Source organism: Enterobacter cloacae complex sp. P6RS, assembly GCF_014982245.1.
Taxonomy (GTDB): domain Bacteria; phylum Pseudomonadota; class Gammaproteobacteria; order Enterobacterales; family Enterobacteriaceae; genus Enterobacter; species Enterobacter bugandensis.
In genome coordinates, this window is record NZ_JADCLB010000024.1 from 157,026 (window position 1) to 174,963 (window position 17,938).

Here is a 17,938-nt window from a genome sequence, read left to right on the forward strand (position 1 = left end):
ATCCCCGTCGGATGGTCATGCTCCATCGGTGCTTTGCGCGCTAATCGCCGCCATAAAGCGCGCGGTAATTTGCTGTGGGCGGGTGATCGCCCCGCCGACAACGACCGTATGCGCGCCCAGCGCCAGACACCGGGCCGCGCGCTCGGGCGTATCCACGTTGCCTTCGGCAACCACGGGGACCGTCACGGCCGCCAGCACCGCTTTCAGGAACGCACAGTCATTCTCCGGAAGCGTATGGCCTGCCGTTTCCGCCGTATAGCCGTACAGCGTGGTACCGACGCAGTCAAAGCCAAGCGTCTGCGCCGTCACGGCTTCGTCTACGGTGGAAATATCTGCCATCAGCAGTACCGAGGGGTAACGTGAGCGGATGGCCGTGACCAGTGTTTCCAGGGATTCACCGCCAGGACGTTCCCGCGCCGTCGCATCAAGGGCAATGATTTCCGGAGAGACGGCCATGAGCTCATCCACCTCTTTCATCGTAGCGGTGATAAATACTTCGCTCCCTGGATAGTCCCGTTTGATGATGCCGATAACCGGTAAAGACACCTGCTGCTTAATGGCCTCGATATCCACCACGCTGTTGGCGCGAATGGCGAAGGCTCCGCCCTGTGCCGCCGCCAGCGCCATTCGCGACATGATAAACGGGCTGTGCAGCGGTTCGTTTTCCAGCGCCTGACAGGAGACGACCAGTTTGCCCTTCAGGTTATCCAGTACATTTTTCATTACGATAAGATCTCTTCCACTTCGTTTTTGATAATCGTGACGTGCGGGCCATAAATGACCTGTACACCGTTACCGCGCACGATAACGCCGCGCGCGCCGGTGGCTTTCAGCGCCGCGTCATTCACTTTGCTGCCGTCTTTGACCGTCACGCGAAGCCGCGTGGCGCAGCAGTCCACCTCTTCCAGATTGTCTTTTCCGCCTAACCCGGCGATCACCGCCGCAGCGCGCTCGCTTTGCGGCAGGCTGACGTCATCAACCATCGCCTCCTTTTCACGGCCCGGCGTGGCGAAATCAAAGCGGTTAATCAGGTAGCGGAAAGTGAAGTAGTAGAGGAAGAACCACGGCACGCCGACCAGCGGAACGAACATCCAGTTGGTTTTGGCCTCCCCCTGCAATATGCCGAACAGCACGAAGTCAATAAAACCGCCGGAGAAGGTCTGCCCGATGGTTATGTGCAGCATGTGCGCGAGCATAAACGCCAGCCCGTCAAACAGCGCGTGAATGACGTAGAGCACCGGGGCAATGAACAGGAAGGAGAACTCGATGGGCTCGGTAATTCCCGTCAGGAATGAGGTTAACGCCGCGGAGAGCAGCAGCCCGGCAACGCGCTTTTTGTTCTCCGGTTTCGCCGTGTGGTACATCGCCAGACACGCGCCGAGCAGGCCAAACATCATCGTGATAAAGCGCCCGGACATGAAGCGTGACGTGCCTTCATAGAAATGCTGCGTGTTCGGGTCGGCGAGCTGGGCGAAGAAGATCCGCTGCGTGCCCTCAACCAGGTGGCCGTTGACGATCTCGCTGCCGCCGAGCGCGGTGGTCCAGAACGGCAGATAGAAGATATGGTGCAGACCAAACGGGCCAAGCATGCGCAAAATAAAGCCGTACAGCAGCGTGCCAAGATAACCGGTGGCATCCACCAGCCCGCCCAGACCAAAAATAAGCTTCTGGAAATGCGGCCAGACCACGGTCATGATCGCGCCAACGAGTATTGCCGCCAGCGAGCTGATAATCGGGACAAAGCGCGAGCCGCCAAAAAAGCCCAGGAACTGCGGAAGCGCTATCTTGTTAAACCGATGATGCAGCGCGCAGGTCACGAGACCAATCACCACGCCGCCAAACACCCCGGTTTCCAGCGTCTGAATACCCAGCGTCATGCCCTGCCCTACAGCGCCCGGGTTCTCGTGCGCCAGTTTGCCGGTGAGGATCAGCAGCGCGTTGATGGTGGCGTTCATCACCAGAAACGCGAGTAGCGCTGCCAGCCCAGCCGTGCCCTTATCGTTTTTTGCCAGCCCGACGGCCACCCCAACCGCAAACAGCACCGAGAGGTTCGCAAACACAATCGAACCCGCACTGCTCATGATGGTGAAAATGGCCTGTAGCCAGCTCACATCTAAAAACGGATAGGCCGCCAGCGTATTAGGGTTCGATAACGCCCCGCCGATACCGAGCAGCAGACCCGCCGCGGGCAATACGGCGATAGGCAACATAAAGGATTTGCCAAAGCGCTGCGCTTTTTCAAACCATCCACCCGATGAAGCGCCACTGAATATTTGCATCATTTTTTCATCCCCCCATTAAAAGATGAAAATTTTTACCATATAAACATTTTATAGTGAAAATTATCATCACAAACCAGGAGGATGATCATACTTTTTTAAAATGACTGGCATCTTTCCCCCCCTTTCCGCCACACTAGTCGCAGTGAAACACATTAAGGACGTGGCATGTCGGACCATGAAAACCTGCTGCTGAAGCTCCGCCAGGAGGCTTCCGGGTACAGCCCAACGCAACAAAAACTCGGTGAGTTTGTCCTCAGCGACCCTGCCCGGGTGCTCTACCTGACCATCACCGAACTGGCGCGAGAGAGCCACACCAGCGAGGCCAGCGTGACGCGTCTTTGCCGGACGCTGGGGTGTAAGGGGTATAACGAATTCAAAATGGCGCTGGCGCTGGATATTCAGCAGGGCCAGCCCGCGCGTCAGGCGGGGGATGAGATTGACAGCGTGGTGGATGAATCGGTGCAGGCTTTGCAGGATACCGCGAGACTCCTCGACCGCGCGCTGCTTGAAAAAGCCGCACTGGCGCTGCATCAGGCGCAGTCCGTGCAGATTTATGGCGTCGCGGCCAGCGCGATCCTCGGGGAGTATCTCCATTACAAGTTATTAAGGCTGGGTAAATCCGCACAGCTGTTTAGCGATATGCACCGCGCAGCCATGAATGCGACCACGCTTTCGGCAGAGACGCTGGTGGTGGCGATCTCCAGCTCCGGTTCAACGCGAGATTTACTTCACGTGGTGAAACTTGCCCGCAAGCGCGGGGTGAAGGTTCTGGCGCTCAGCAACACGCCCCGCAGCCCGCTGGCGTCTCTTAGCGATATGCTGCTGGTGGCCGCCAAGCCAGAAGGCCCTCTTAGCGCGGGCGCGCTCAATGCCAAAGTTGGGGTGATGCTGCTGGTCGAATTACTTACGACATCCATGATTGCGCTGGATGGACATTACGCTGACGTCAGCCAGCAAACGGCCAGCGCCACGCTTCCTCTTCTGCTCTAAAAACCCTTCGCAGGCTAAATAAAATAGCCTGCGTTTTATTTTGCTCAATTTAACTTAAGCAGGGCTCAATTCATTTATATGATAAATGTTTGGTGTAACAAATTATTTTGTTTATTACAGTTTGAATTATTCCCCTCGCGCCACCCCAGAGACAAAAACAGATTAAAATCATTAAGTTAAAATAAAAACATGAATAAATTGAATTTTTCCGCCTTCTGCAATGTCCAATATTTTCACCTGATTTCCTTTCCTTAAAATAAGCTTAAGACGCAGTCGGTCCCGGCGTTTTATTATTTAAACGCCGTTTACTTTTGCGCGCCTACAATCCGCCTCATCAATCATAATGAGACGGTAATAATGAAGATGTTATTAATTACAGGCGTGACCGGGTTTCTGGGCGGTGCAGTACTTGAAAAAATCCTGACCAGCGATCAATCCGTAAAACTCCTTTTGCTTGCCCGTGCCGGCGATCCGCAAAGCGGGCTGGCGCGCGTGCAGGAGAACATGCGTAAGTTCAACATTTCTGAGGAGAAACTGGCCTCCCTGAGCGTAGATAATATCCTCATCGGCGACCTTAGCCAGCCGGAAGCCTTTCTGAACGATCCCCGTCTGGACCAGGTTACGCATGTCGTTAACTGCGCGGCAGTTGCGTCTTTTGGCAATAACCCGCTGATCTGGAAGGTGAACGTAGAGGGTACGCTAGCGCTGGCGCGCCGCATGGAGCAGGTCGCAGGGCTGCAGCGTTTCCTGCATGTAGGCACCGCAATGTCATGCACGCCGGAGCAGGATTCGCTGGTCGCCGAAAGTGCGGAATTCATAGAAAACGCTGAGCACCTGGTGGAATATACGTATTCGAAGTCAACCATCGAACAGCTGATGCGCCAGGAATGTCCTAACCTGCCGCTGCTCATCGCCCGTCCGTCCATCGTCGTCGGCCATACCCGCCACGGCTGCACGCCGTCGAGCAGTATCTTTTGGGTCTTCAGCATGGGCCTGATGCTGCAGAAGTTTATGTGCTCGATGGAAGACCGGATTGACGTTGTCCCGGTAGATTATTGCGCCGACGCGATGTTAATGCTGCTGAGCAGCAACGCGCGTCCGGGGGAAGTGGTACACATTTCTGCCGGGGAAGAGAACAGCGTTCGCTTTGCGGATATCGATCGGGCAATGGCGCAGGCGCTGGAGAAAGCGCCCGTTGGCGATAAGTACGCGCAGGTCAGCTACGAAACGCTGGTCAAAATGCGCCGTGAACTGAAAACCATTTTTGGTCCGTGCAACGAACGTCTGATGCTGAGAGCGATGCGCTTATACGGTGCCTTTGCCACGCTGAACGTGCGCTTCAGCAACGATAAGCTGCTCAGCATGGGGATGCCGAAGCCACCTCGTTTTACGGATTATATCGCCCGCTGCGTGCAAACCACCCGGGGACTAACCATTCCCGAGCAGATGGCGGTCGATTTTAAATAACCAAAAAAAATGCCAGTCATTCGACTGGCATTTTCATGTTAAGGCTTAAGCAATTATGCCTGGCCTTTGATCTCTTTACGACCGTTGTAAGGTGCTTTTTCACCCAGCGCTTCTTCGATACGAATCAGCTGGTTGTATTTAGCAACACGGTCAGAACGGCTCATAGAACCGGTTTTGATCTGGCCAGCAGCGGTACCAACAGCCAGGTCAGCAATGGTCGCGTCTTCAGTTTCGCCAGAACGGTGAGAGATAACAGCGGTGTAGCCAGCGTCTTTCGCCATTTTGATCGCAGCCAGCGTTTCGGTCAGAGAACCGATCTGGTTGAATTTGATCAGGATGGAGTTAACGATGCCTTTCTCGATGCCTTCTTTCAGGATCTTGGTGTTGGTTACGAACAGATCGTCACCAACCAGCTGGATTTTGTCGCCCAGTACTTTGGTCTGGTATGCGAAACCATCCCAGTCAGACTCGTCCAGACCGTCTTCGATAGAAACGATTGGGTACTGTTTGGTCAGGTCTTCCAGGAAGTGAGTGAACTCTTCGGAGGTGAACGCTTTGTTGCCTTCGCCAGCCAGAACGTATTTACCGTCTTTGTAGAATTCAGATGCTGCACAGTCCATCGCCAGGGTGATGTCTTTGCCCAGCTCGTAGCCTGCTGCTTTAACCGCTTCAGCGATAACAGCCAGTGCTTCTGCGTTAGAACCCAGGTTTGGCGCGTAGCCACCTTCGTCACCAACAGCAGTGTTCATACCTTTAGCTTTCAGAACTTTAGCCAGGTTGTGGAACACTTCAGAACCCATACGAACCGCTTCTTTCAGGGTTTTCGCGCCAACTGGCTGAATCATGAATTCCTGAATATCAACGTTGTTGTCTGCGTGCTCACCACCGTTGATGATGTTCATCATTGGTACAGGCATAGAGTATTTGCCTGGGGTGCCGTTCAGTTCAGCGATGTGCTCGAACAGTGGCATACCTTTAGCAGCGGCTGCTGCTTTGGCGTTCGCCAGGGAAACGGCCAGGATTGCGTTCGCACCGAAGTTAGATTTGTTTTCAGTACCGTCCAGATCGATCATGATCTTGTCGATGCCAGCCTGATCTTTGGCATCTTTACCAACGATAGCCTGAGCAATAGGACCGTTAACAGCGCCAACCGCTTTCAGTACGCCTTTGCCCATGAAACGGGATTTGTCGCCATCACGCAGTTCCAGCGCTTCACGGGAACCCGTAGAAGCACCTGATGGAGCAGCTGCCATACCGACGAAACCACCTTCCAGATGAACTTCGGCTTCAACGGTCGGGTTACCACGGGAGTCGATGATTTCACGACCGATGACTTTAACGATTTTGGACATTAGATTTTCCTCAGTACAAGTTAAACTAAAACTCCAGACAAACAACGCGTACCGTTGGTACGCGTTGCCGTTCTAACTTTTTTACTTCGCCTGACGCTTCTGGTACTCGCTGGCGGCTTTCACGAAGCCTGCAAACAGCGGATGTCCATCACGCGGCGTTGAAGTAAATTCCGGGTGGAACTGGCAGGCAACAAACCACGGATGGTTTGGCACCTCGATGATCTCGACTAACTGATCGTCCCCGGAGCGACCCGCAACACGCAGGCCCGCGGCTTCAATTTGTTTCAACAACATATTGTTGACTTCATAGCGGTGACGATGGCGCTCGGTGATGACCGGCTCGCCGTACAGCTTGCGAACCACGCTATCGTCGGACAGCTGGCAGGCCTGCGCGCCAAGACGCATAGTGCCACCCAGATCGCTCTTCTCGGTACGGACTTCGACGTTACCGTCTTCGTCGCGCCATTCCGTAATCAGCGCCACGACAGGGTACTTACAGTCTGGCACAAATTCCGTAGAGTTCGCGTTTTCCATTCCCGCTACGTTGCGCGCAAATTCGATCAGCGCAACCTGCATACCCAGGCAGATGCCGAGGTATGGAATATTGTTTTCACGCGCATAGCGTGCAGTGGCGATCTTGCCTTCAACACCACGGTAGCCGAAGCCGCCAGGGATGAGGATAGCATCCAGATCTTTCAGAATTTCAACGCCACGTGTTTCAACATCCTGCGAATCAATCAGCTTGATGTTCACGGAGACGCGGTTCTTCAGACCACCGTGCTTCAGCGCTTCGATAACGGACTTATAGGCGTCCGGCAGTTCGATGTACTTGCCGACCATACCGATAGTCACTTCGCCTGCCGGGTTCGCTTCTTCATAAATAACCTGTTCCCATTCAGACAGGTTAGCTTCCGGACAGTTCAAGCTGAATCGTTTACAAATATAATCGTCCAGACCCTGTGATTTCAACAGGCCCGGGATTTTATAAATGGAATCGACATCTTTCATTGAAATAACGGCTTTTTCAGGCACGTTACAGAACAATGCAATTTTCGCACGTTCGTTCGCTGGAATGGCACGATCGGAACGGCAAACCAGGATGTCAGGCTGAATACCGATGGAGAGCAGTTCTTTAACGGAGTGCTGAGTCGGTTTGGTTTTCACTTCACCTGCCGCCGCCATGTAAGGCACCAGCGTCAGGTGCATGAACAGCGCGTGTTCACGACCAATGTCTACCGCCAGCTGACGAATCGCTTCGAGGAACGGCAGTGATTCGATATCACCCACGGTACCGCCAATTTCAACCAGCACAACGTCATGCCCTTCGCCACCGGCAAGTACACGCTCTTTGATGGCGTTAGTGATGTGTGGGATAACCTGCACGGTCGCGCCCAGGTAGTCACCGCGGCGCTCTTTACGCAGAACGTCAGAGTAGATGCGGCCAGTCGTAAAGTTGTTACGACGGGTCATTTTGGTACGAATGAAACGCTCGTAGTGGCCAAGATCCAGATCGGTTTCAGCGCCGTCTTCAGTAACGAACACTTCCCCGTGTTGGGTTGGGCTCATGGTGCCAGGATCGACGTTGATGTACGGATCCAGTTTCATCATGGTCACATTGAGGCCACGGGCTTCAAGAATGGCTGCGAGGGAGGCTGCGGCAATGCCTTTACCCAGAGAGGATACGACCCCGCCGGTCACAAAAATATAGTTCGTTGTCATGCTGAACCTGAGAAGTTAGGGTGAAACGATGGAATAACCAGGACGGGAAAGTAGTATACCCGAACACGGCGAGCGCCACAAACTTTCATTCTCCGTCTCCATTCCAGGCCATGACAAACATAAGGAGTGAGAAAATAGCCCCTTTTGGGTAAATGTTTTTGACGCAAATCAAGCGCTTGTCATTTAAAAAATCACACAAATTGCGCTTGATCGCAAAATTCCGTTAGAGATCAGATTCCTGGCGTTTTACTTCCTGCCAGACTTCTTCCATCGCGTCGAGGTCAATTCCGGTCATTTCCAGGCCGCGCGAGGCCACAATCCGCTCGACTTCACGAAAGCGTCGTTCGAATTTCAGGTTGGCTTTTTGCAGCGCGGTTTCCGCTTTTACCCCTAGATGGCGAGAAAGATTGACGGTGGCGAACAGCAGGTCGCCCATCTCTTCCTCCAGCTTTGCTTCATCGACCACCGCCTGCTGCGCTTCGTGCATCACTTCGTCGATCTCTTCATGCACTTTATCCAGCACGGGTCCCAGGGAATCCCAGTCAAATCCTACCGCCGAGCAGCGCTTTTGAATTTTGTGGGCGCGCATCAGCGCGGGCAGGCTCAGCGGGATGTCGTCCAGCGCAGAGTGTTGGGACTTTTCAGCGCGCTCGGCGCTTTTAATCTGCTCCCAGCGGGCCAGCACCTCTGCGCTGTTTCCTGCGGTGGCATCGCCAAAGATATGCGGATGGCGGCGCTCCAGCTTGTCGCTGATAGCGGCACAGATATCGTCAAAGTTAAAGCGCCCTTCCTCCTGCGCCATCTGGGCGTAGAACACTACCTGGAACAGCAGGTCGCCGAGTTCACCGCGCAGGTCATCGAAATCCTCACGTGAAATGGCGTCCAGCACCTCATAGGTCTCTTCGAGGGTATAAGGTGCGATGGTCGCGAAAGTCTGCTCCTTGTCCCACGGGCAGCCGTTTTCCGGGTCGCGCAGGCGTTTCATGATGCCGAGCAGGCGGTCGATTTGAGTCATAGTTCTGTCCTGATGAAAAATGCCGGGTGGCGGCGTTGCCTTACCCGGCCTACGGAAGAGGATGTTTAGCCGCCGTGCAGACGACGCGCGTCAATCACATCCGGCACCTGGTTCAGTTTGCCCAGCACGCGGCCGAGCACCTGCAGGTTGTAGATTTCGATAGTCATATCGATGGTGGCAAGCTGCTCGCGGGTATCGCTGCGGCTGGCAACGCCCAGCACGTTGACCTTCTCGTTGGCGAGAATGGTGGTGATGTCGCGCAGCAGCCCGCTGCGATCGTTGGCAGTGACGCGCACCACCAGCGAGTAGCCGGCGGAGTAGCTCTCCCCCCAGACCGCTTCCACGATACGCTCCGGCGCGTGGGACTGCAGTTCGGCAAGCTGGTCGCAGTCGGAGCGGTGGATCGAGATCCCGCGCCCCTGGGTGATAAAGCCGACGATATCGTCCCCCGGAATCGGCTGGCAGCAGCGGGCAATGTGGTGCATCAGGTTGCCCACGCCCTCGACCACCACGCGGCCGTTGTCTTTGCTGCGCTGCTGCGGGACATAGGTTTTCTGCTGCAGCTGCTTCAGCGCCGCCGCGTCCTGCTCTTCCGCGCTAGGCTTGTTGAACTGGGCCTGCAGGAAGTTGACCATCTGATTCAGACGGATATCACCGCCGCCAATCGCCGCCAGCAGCTCGTCCAGCTCGTTGAAGTTGTAGCGCGGCAGCAGGAATTTCTCTGCTTCTTTCAGGCTGATCCCGATATGCTCCAGCTCGTCGTCAAGGATCTGGCGACCGGCAAGAATGTTTTTGTCACGATCCTGCTTGCGGAACCAGGCGTGAATTTTGGAGCGCCCGCGGCTGGTGGTGACGTAACCGAGGTTCGGGTTAAGCCAGTCGCGGCTCGGGTTTGGCTGCTTCTGGGTAATGATTTCAATCTGGTCGCCCATCTGCAGCTGATAGGTAAACGGCACGATACGTCCGCCGATCTTCGCCCCGATGCAGCGGTGCCCCACGTCGCTGTGGATGTGGTAGGCAAAATCGAGCGGCGTGGAGCCAGCCGGCAGGTCGACAACGTCCCCTTTCGGGGTAAAGACGTAGACACGGTCATCAAAGACCTGGCTGCGCACCTCGTCGAGCATTTCGCCGGAGTCGGCCATCTCCTCCTGCCACGCAATCAGCTTGCGCAGCCAGGCGATGCGGTCTTCGTGGCCGGAGCGTGCCCCGCCAGAAGTGCCCTCTTTGTACTTCCAGTGCGCGGCTACGCCCAGCTCGGCGTCTTCGTGCATCTGTTTGGTGCGGATTTGAATCTCGACCGTTTTGCCGCCGGGGCCAAGCACCACGGTATGAATGGACTGGTAGCCGTTCGGTTTTGGGTTCGCGACATAGTCGTCAAATTCATCCGGCAGGTGGCGGAAGTGAGTATGTACTATCCCCAGCGCGGCGTAGCAGTCCTGCAGACGCTCCGCCACGATACGCACGGCGCGCACGTCAAACAGCTCGTCAAAGGCGAGGTGTTTCTTCTGCATTTTGCGCCAGATGCTGTAAATGTGCTTAGGCCGACCGTAAACTTCGGCACGCACATTCTCTTCTTTCATGGCCTGGCGCAGCCCGCTGACAAACTCGTCGATGTAGTGCTCACGATCGATACGGCGCTCATGCAGGAGTTTGGCAATGCGCTTGTATTCTGCCGGATGCAGATAGCGGAAGCAGTAATCTTCCAGCTCCCATTTCAGCTGACCAATACCTAAGCGGTTCGCCAGCGGCGCATAGATGTTCGTACACTCTTTGGCGGCCAGCACGCGCTCGTCTTCCGGCGCATCTTTCACTTCACGCAGATGGGCAATACGCTCGGCCAGCTTGATGACCACGCAGCGAAAATCATCCACCATGGCCAGCAGCATCCGGCGGACGTTATCAACCTGCTCAGAGGAGACGGAATCGGTATGCGCGGCTTTTAGCTGGCGAATGGCCGCCATATCGCGCACGCCGTGGATCAGCGCAACGACGGATTTGCCGACGCTGTCGCGCAGCACATCTTCGCTGACCACATCCGCATCCGCGAGGGGGAAGAGCAGCGCGGCCTGCAGCGTTTCGATGTCCATGTTCAGCATGGACAAGATTTCAACCATCTCCACACCGCGCCACAAGAGCAGATCGGCATCCGGGTGTCCCTGCGTGGTGCGCAGACAGTAGGCCCAGGTTTCGGTTAAGCGTTCACACGACTGCTGGCTGGAAATTCCCAGACTTGCGATCCATTTTTGTGGGTCAAACTCCCCAGCTTTATTGAGATGTGCACTTCTTACCGCAACCATTGTCCTCTCCTTTAGGGACCAGGGCCTGTCGAAGTCGACAAGCCAAACAAATTAGATGTGCTCGAACAACGCCATCGATTCCAGATGTCCAGTGTGCGGGAACATGTCCAGCATTGCCAGACGCCGAATCTGGTAACCCGCGCTGTTTAACGCCTCACTGTCACGGGCAAGCGTTGCCGGGTTACAGGAAACATAGACCACACGCCTGGGCGCGAGTTTAATAATATGCGCCATGACGCCTGGGGCGCCTGCACGCGCCGGGTCGAGCAGGATTTTGTCGAAACCCTGCTTTGCCCACGGCTGTTGAGTGACATCTTCCTCAAGATTTTGATGAAAGAATGTCACATTTTGCAAGCCGTTCTGCTCTGCGTTTTCCTGACCTTTGACCACCAGCGCCTCAACGCCTTCCACCCCGACCACGCTTGCCGCTCTGCGCGCCAGCGGCAGGGTAAAGTTACCCATGCCGCAGAACAGATCGAGCACACGGTCAGTGGGCTGTACGTCAAGCCATTCCAGGGCCTTCGCCACCATTTGCTGGTTTATGCCGTCGTTGACCTGGATAAAATCACGCGGACTGAACGTTAAGCGTAGCCCGTCTGACGCATACCAGGGAGCTTCGCCCGATACCTGTTCAAGTATCTCGCTTTGCGGCGCGAGGAAAAGCGCAAGCTCATGAGAATGCGAAAAGCGTTCCAGTTTTTCGCGATCTTTTTTCGACAGCGGCGCGGTGTGGCGCAGCACCATCAGCGGGCCGTTGTTCGCCAGCACCAGTTCAACGTGGCCCAATGAACGCACCCCTTCGAGCGATGCAAGACAGCGGTGCACGTCCGGAAGTAACGCCTCAAGATGGGGCACCAAAATGGGGCACCGCTTCACGTCAACAATATCGCTGGAGGCCGCTTTGCGAAAACCCATCTCCAGCTGCTCCGTTTTGGGCTGATAGCTCAGGCTCAGGCGCGCGCGGCGGCGATAGCCCCAGGGCTCATCGGCGATAATCTCGTCAACTTCGTGTTTAAGGAGGCGCGCCAGCGCGCGGCTTTTACTTTTTTGCTGTAATTCTGTGCTCGCATGCTGTTGCTGGCAGCCTCCGCACACGCCAAAATGGGGACAGCGGGGCTCCACGCGCTCCGGGCTCGCGTTGAGGCGACGCTTCACCTGTCCGCGCGCGTACTGACGCTTGTCTTCCGTCAGCGTAATTTCTGCTCGTTCTCCTGGCAGCAAACCTGTTATAAACAGAGTCTTACCGTTGTGACGAGCCACTCCCTGACCAAACGGATCAAGGTCCGTGGCTTCAACAGTAATGATTTGACGCGTCGTCACGCGTCGCTTTGCAGAGTAGAATTGCGCCATCGCCGAGATTTTTCTCACATAAACATAATTATCTTAATTGTCCCATAACGGAACGCCATGACCAACTACAGCCTGCGCGCGCGCATGATGATTTTGATCCTCGCCCCCACCGTTCTCATCGGTTTGCTGCTGAGTATCTTCTTTGTGGTGCACCGCTATAACGATTTGCAGCGACAGCTGGAGGACGCGGGCGCCAGCATTATCGAACCGCTCGCCGTCTCAAGCGAGTATGGGATGAACCTGCAAAACCGTGAATCCATTGGGCAGTTAATCAGCGTGCTTCACCGTCGCCACTCGGATATCGTCCGCGCCATTTCCGTCTACGACGAACATAACCGCCTGTTTGTCACCTCAAACTTTCATCTCGATCCGACCACGCTGAGGATCCCTGACGGTACGCCCTTCCCACGCCATCTCACCGTGTTGCGGCGCGGCGACATCATGATCCTGCGCACGCCGATCGTGTCGGAAAGCTATTCACCCGATGAGTCTGCGCAATCCGATGCCAAATCCAGCAATAACATGCTGGGATATGTAGCGCTTGAGCTGGATCTCAAGTCGGTACGGCTGCAGCAGTACAAAGAAATTTTTATCTCCGGCGTGATGATGCTGTTCTGCATTGGTATTGCGCTGATCTTCGGCTGGCGTCTGATGCGCGACGTCACGGGCCCCATCCGCAACATGGTTAATACCGTTGACCGCATCCGCCGGGGACAGCTCGACAGCCGCGTGGAAGGGTTTATGCTGGGCGAGCTGGATATGCTGAAAAACGGCATTAACTCGATGGCGATGTCGCTGGCGGCCTATCACGAAGAGATGCAGCATAACGTTGACCAGGCCACCTCTGACCTGCGCGAAACGCTGGAGCAGATGGAGATCCAGAACGTTGAGCTGGATCTGGCGAAAAAGCGCGCTCAGGAAGCGGCGCGTATCAAGTCTGAGTTTCTGGCCAATATGTCGCACGAGCTGCGTACGCCGCTCAATGGCGTGATCGGCTTTACCCGCCTGACCCTGAAAAGCGAGCTCAACCCAACTCAGCGCGATCACCTGCACACCATTGAACGTTCGGCCAATAACCTGCTGGCGATCATTAACGACGTGCTGGACTTCTCCAAGCTGGAGGCGGGTAAACTGATTCTGGAGAGCATCCCGTTCCCGCTGCGCAGTACGCTCGATGAAGTGGTGACGCTGCTCGCGCACTCGTCGCACGACAAGGGCCTTGAGCTAACGCTCAATATTAAAAACGACGTGCCGGACAACGTTATTGGCGATCCGCTGCGCCTGCAGCAGGTCATTACCAATCTTGTCGGGAATGCCATTAAATTCACCGAAAGCGGCAACATCGACATCCTGGTAGAAAAACGCGCCATCAGTAATAACAAGGTGCAGATTGAGGTTCAAATCCGCGATACCGGTATCGGCATTCCGGAGCGGGATCAGTCGCGTCTGTTCCAGGCGTTCCGTCAGGCGGACGCCAGCATCTCCCGCCGTCATGGCGGCACCGGTCTGGGGCTGGTGATCACGCAGAGGCTGGTAAACGAGATGGGCGGCGATATCTCTTTCCACAGCCAGCCAAACCGCGGCTCAACCTTCTGGTTCCATATTAACCTCGACCTCAATCCGAACGTGCTGACCGACGGCCCGGTGACGGACTGCCTGAAAGGTAAGCGCCTGGCCTACGTCGAGCCTAACGCGGCAGCGGCGCAGTGCGCGCTGGATATCTTAAGCACCACGCCGCTGGAGGTGGTTTACAGTCCAACCTTCTCAGCCCTGGCCGTTGATCATTACGACATTCTGCTGATGGGGATCCCGGTGACCTTCACCGGCGAGCTGACCATGCAGCAGGAGCGGCTGGCGAAAGCCGCGTCGATGACCGACTATCTGCTGCTGGCGCTGCCCTGCCACGCCCAGCTTAATGCGGAAGAGTTGAAAAACGACGGGGCGGCCGCGTGCCTGCTTAAACCACTCACCGCGACCCGCCTGCTGCCCGCCCTCACGGAGTATTGCCGTCTTAGCCAGCACGCACTGCCGTTGATTAACGACGAGCAAAAACTGCCCATGAGCGTGATGGCGGTGGATGATAATCCGGCAAACCTGAAGCTAATCGGCGTATTGCTGGAAGACCAGGTTCAGCATGTTGAGCTGTGTACCAGCGGCGCCCAGGCGGTTGAACTGGCTAAACAGATGCAGTTCGACTTAATTCTGATGGATATTCAGATGCCGGGCATGGATGGCATTCGTGCCTGCGAGCTGATCCACCAGCTCCCGCATCAGCAGCAAACCCCGGTGATTGCGGTCACCGCGCATGCGATGGCCGGTCAGAAAGAGAAGCTGCTGAGCGCCGGGATGAATGATTATCTGGCGAAACCTATCGACGAAGAGAAGCTTCATAACCTGCTGTTACGCTATAAGCCGGGGCACATTGGCGGAACATATACGGTTTTCAGCGAGCCGGTTGAGGTAAGCGTTAATCAAAATGCGACCTTTGACTGGCAGCTGGCGCTGCGCCAGGCGGCAGGGAAACCCGATTTAGCGCGAGAGATGCTGCAAATGCTGGTCGCGTTTCTGCCGGAGATCCGTAATAAGGTTGAAGAACAGCTGGTGGGCGAGAACCCGGAAGAGCTGCTGGAAGCGATCCACAAGCTGCACGGCAGCTGCGGCTACAGCGGCGTACCGCGGCTGAAAAACCTCTGCCAGCTGCTGGAGCAGCAGCTGCGCGCGGGTACGCCGGAATCGGAGCTTGAACCGGAGTTCCTGGAACTGCTGGATGAGATGGATAACGTGACGCGGGAAGCGATGAAGGTGTTGGGTAGCTGAGGTAAAAGCCCGGCGCTACGCTTACCGGGCTTACAGGTGCGCTAACGTTGGCCGGGTAAGGCGAAGCCACCACCCGGCAATCACAGTTAAAATTCCTGCCCTACTTTCAGCACCGCCGCGATATTCCTTGCAGCCATCTGGACATTCGCGCTGGCATTTTCCAGCGCGTCCTCCAGCGAGCAGATGGTGTAGATCACGCTAAACACCGCGTCTAAGCCGTGATCGTGTACCACGCCAACATCCGCCGTCAGGCTGCCTGCAATGCCGATAACGGGCTTATTAAAGCGTTTCGCCACTTTCGCCACCCCTACCGGCACTTTGCCGTGGATCGTCTGGCTGTCGATGCGGCCTTCCCCGGTGATCACCAGATCCGCATCGGCCACCTGGTCTGCCAGGTGTAGCGCATCGGTCACAATCTCAATGCCCTGGCGCAACTGCGCACCACAAAAAGCGTACAGCGCCGCGCCCATGCCACCCGCCGCACCGCCGCCAGCAAGGTTGAGCACATCAATGTCCAGATCCCGGGCAATGACTCTCGCATAGTGCGCAAGCGCGTTGTCCAGGGTGACGATCATCTCGGGTGTGGCGCCCTTTTGCGGGCCAAATACCGCTGACGCGCCATCCTTACCGGTGAGCGGATTCGTCACATCGCAGGCGACTTCTATCCGGCACTCCGCCAGACGCTGGTCGAGACCGCTCAGGTCGATCCGCGCAAGCTTATCGAGCTCGCCCCCGCCCTGCCCCAGCGGCTGTTCATTGTCGTCCAGCAGCTTCGCCCCCAGCGCCTGCACCATCCCGGCGCCGCCGTCATTGGTGGCGCTGCCGCCGATACCGATGATGATATGCTTAACGCCCGCATCCAGCGCGTGGCGGATAAGTTCCCCCGTGCCCCAGGAGGTCGTTTTCAGAGGGTCACGCAGTGAAGGGGCTACCAGTTCCAGACCGCTTGCCGCCGCCATTTCAATAAAGGCGCTCTGCTCGTCACCGGATATCCCATAAAACCCGTCCACGCGCTCGCCCAGCGGACCGGTCACCGGAACGTGCACAATGCGTCCCCGGGTTGCCGCGATCATCGCCTCAACCGTACCTTCACCGCCATCAGCGACCGGCAGTTTGACGTACTCCGCCTCAGGGAAAATCTCGCGAAAACCGCGCTCGATCGCTGTCGCAACCTCAAGCGCACTCAAACTTTCCTTATACGAGTCCGGTGCGATAACAATTTTCATAAGCCATCCTTACGCATAGTCGTTACGTTAAGCATACACCACGTAGGAAACCGCTCATGGGAGCGGTCCCAATGCGTTTATCGTACCATGCACGGACGTTTATTGTCGAATGTCCAGTCAGGGATCAGGTACTGCATCGCCATCGCGTCGTCGCGCGCGCCCAGACCGTGTTTCTGATACAGCTCGTGTGCTTTCATTACCTGATCCATATCCAGCTCAACGCCCAACCCCGGCGTGGACGGCACCTGCACCATGCCACCTTTGATCTCAAACGGCTCTTTGGTGAGGCGCTGATTACCCTCCTGCCAGATCCAGTGGGTGTCGATAGCGGTAATAGTGCCCGGCGCGGCGGCGGCAACGTGGGTAAACATCGCCAGCGACACGTCAAAATGGTTGTTGGAGTGCGAGCCCCAGGTCAGGCCAAACTCGTGGCACATCTGCGCCACGCGCACCGAGCCCTGCATTGTCCAGAAGTGCGGGTCCGCCAGCGGGATATCCACCGATTGCAGAGAGAGCGTGTGCCCCATCTGACGCCAGTCGGTGGCGATCATATTGGTCGCGGTCGGTAGCCCCGTAGCGCGACGGAATTCCGCCATGACTTCGCGGCCCGAAAAGCCTTGCTCAGCCCCGCACGGATCTTCCGCGTACGCCAGCACGCCTTTCAGCTGCTTGCCAATATCGATCGCTTCATCAAGCGACCACGCGCCGTTCGGATCCAGCGTCACGCGCGCCTGCGGGAAACGTTTTGCCAGCGCGGTAATGGCTTCCGCCTCCTCTTCCCCCGCCAGCACGCCGCCTTTCAGTTTGAAATCATTGAAGCCATATTTTTCATACGCGGCTTCTGCCAGCCGCACCACCGCATCCGGGGTCATCGCTTCTTCGTGACGAACGCGGTACCAGTCGCATTGGTCATCTGGCTGGCTCTGATACGGCAGCGGCGTCAGCTTGCGGTCGCCGACAAAGAACAGATAGCCGAGCATCTCCACTTCACTGCGCTGCTGGCCCTCGCCCAGTAGCGACGCGACGTTAACGCCCAGGTGCTGGCCCAGCAGATCCAGCATCGCGGCTTCAATGCCGGTCACCACGTGGATAGTGGTGCGCAAATCGAATGTTTGCAGGCCGCGGCCGCCGGCATCGCGGTCGGCAAAGGTATTGCGCACGGTGTTGAGGACATTTTTGTACTCACCCAGCGTTTTGCCCACCACCAGCGGAATGGCATCCTCCAGCGTTTTGCGGATCTTCTCCCCGCCTGGAATTTCACCCACGCCGGTATGGCCGGCATTGTCTTTGATAATGACAATATTGCGCGTGAAGAACGGCGCATGCGCCCCGCTCAGGTTCATCAGCATGCTGTCATGACCTGCGACCGGAATGATTTGCATGGAGGTGACGACAGGGGTCGTAAAAGTACTCATCGTGTAAT

Annotated in this window: 12 protein-coding genes; 3 read left to right on the forward strand and 9 right to left on the reverse strand. The window is 56.3% G+C overall.

What is annotated here, in order from left to right:
• Positions 1–15: 15 nt before the first annotated feature.
• Both INF73_RS18095 and INF73_RS18100 read right to left on the reverse strand, forming a co-directional pair.
• On the reverse strand, positions 16–723 hold the full coding sequence (locus INF73_RS18095) for an N-acetylmannosamine-6-phosphate 2-epimerase (RefSeq protein ID WP_045261276.1): 708 nt from the start codon (positions 721–723) through the stop codon (positions 16–18).
• Positions 723–2,282, reverse strand: coding sequence for a maltose/glucose-specific PTS transporter subunit IIC (locus INF73_RS18100; RefSeq protein WP_041908418.1), 1,560 nt, complete (start codon positions 2,280–2,282; stop codon positions 723–725). The genes INF73_RS18095 and INF73_RS18100 overlap by 1 nt, the downstream gene beginning before the upstream one ends.
• 165 nt (positions 2,283–2,447) lie before the next feature.
• On the opposite strand from INF73_RS18100, the gene INF73_RS18105 reads away from it, so the two are divergent.
• Both INF73_RS18105 and INF73_RS18110 read left to right on the forward strand, forming a co-directional pair.
• Complete coding sequence (locus tag INF73_RS18105; protein WP_028014252.1) at positions 2,448–3,272, forward strand: MurR/RpiR family transcriptional regulator; 825 nt, start codon at positions 2,448–2,450, stop codon at positions 3,270–3,272.
• A gap of 357 nt (positions 3,273–3,629) precedes the next feature.
• Positions 3,630–4,739 (forward strand): SDR family oxidoreductase, encoded by a 1,110-nt coding sequence (locus tag INF73_RS18110; protein ID WP_193541418.1) that lies wholly within the window; start codon positions 3,630–3,632, stop codon positions 4,737–4,739.
• Positions 4,740–4,792: 53 nt separating this feature from the next.
• Here the strand turns inward: INF73_RS18110 and eno are convergent, their stop codons facing one another.
• The 5 genes from eno to rlmD all read right to left on the reverse strand — a co-directional run bounded on the left by eno (position 4,793) and on the right by rlmD (position 12,472).
• Complete coding sequence (eno, locus tag INF73_RS18115; RefSeq protein ID WP_006811784.1) at positions 4,793–6,091, reverse strand: phosphopyruvate hydratase; 1,299 nt, start codon at positions 6,089–6,091, stop codon at positions 4,793–4,795.
• A gap of 81 nt (positions 6,092–6,172) precedes the next feature.
• Positions 6,173–7,810 carry a glutamine hydrolyzing CTP synthase gene (gene pyrG, locus INF73_RS18120; RefSeq protein WP_028014254.1) on the reverse strand — a complete coding sequence of 546 codons (1,638 nt, stop codon included), beginning with the start codon at positions 7,808–7,810 and terminating at the stop codon, positions 6,173–6,175.
• 223 nt (positions 7,811–8,033) lie between these two features.
• Entirely contained in the window at positions 8,034–8,825 is a 792-nt protein-coding gene (gene mazG / locus INF73_RS18125; RefSeq protein ID WP_045261274.1) for a nucleoside triphosphate pyrophosphohydrolase, read from the reverse strand.
• Positions 8,826–8,890: 65 nt separating this feature from the next.
• Positions 8,891–11,122 carry a GTP diphosphokinase gene (gene relA / locus INF73_RS18130; protein WP_193541416.1) on the reverse strand — a complete coding sequence of 744 codons (2,232 nt, stop codon included), beginning with the start codon at positions 11,120–11,122 and terminating at the stop codon, positions 8,891–8,893.
• Positions 11,123–11,173: 51 nt separating this feature from the next.
• Complete coding sequence (gene rlmD, locus INF73_RS18135; RefSeq protein WP_193541414.1) at positions 11,174–12,472, reverse strand: 23S rRNA (uracil(1939)-C(5))-methyltransferase RlmD; 1,299 nt, start codon at positions 12,470–12,472, stop codon at positions 11,174–11,176.
• Between the two features lie 57 nt (positions 12,473–12,529).
• Here rlmD and barA point away from each other — a divergent pair, with 57 nt between their 5' ends.
• Positions 12,530–15,289 carry a two-component sensor histidine kinase BarA gene (gene barA, locus INF73_RS18140; protein ID WP_126326398.1) on the forward strand — a complete coding sequence of 920 codons (2,760 nt, stop codon included), beginning with the start codon at positions 12,530–12,532 and terminating at the stop codon, positions 15,287–15,289.
• 86 nt (positions 15,290–15,375) lie between these two features.
• On the opposite strand, the gene INF73_RS18145 is transcribed toward barA, so the two are convergent.
• Complete coding sequence (locus tag INF73_RS18145) at positions 15,376–16,515, reverse strand: glycerate kinase (RefSeq protein ID WP_193541412.1); 1,140 nt, start codon at positions 16,513–16,515, stop codon at positions 15,376–15,378.
• 77 nt (positions 16,516–16,592) lie between these two features.
• Positions 16,593–17,930, reverse strand: coding sequence for a glucarate dehydratase (gene gudD / locus INF73_RS18150; RefSeq protein ID WP_028014260.1), 1,338 nt, complete (start codon positions 17,928–17,930; stop codon positions 16,593–16,595).
• Between the last annotated feature and the right edge of the window lie 8 nt (positions 17,931–17,938).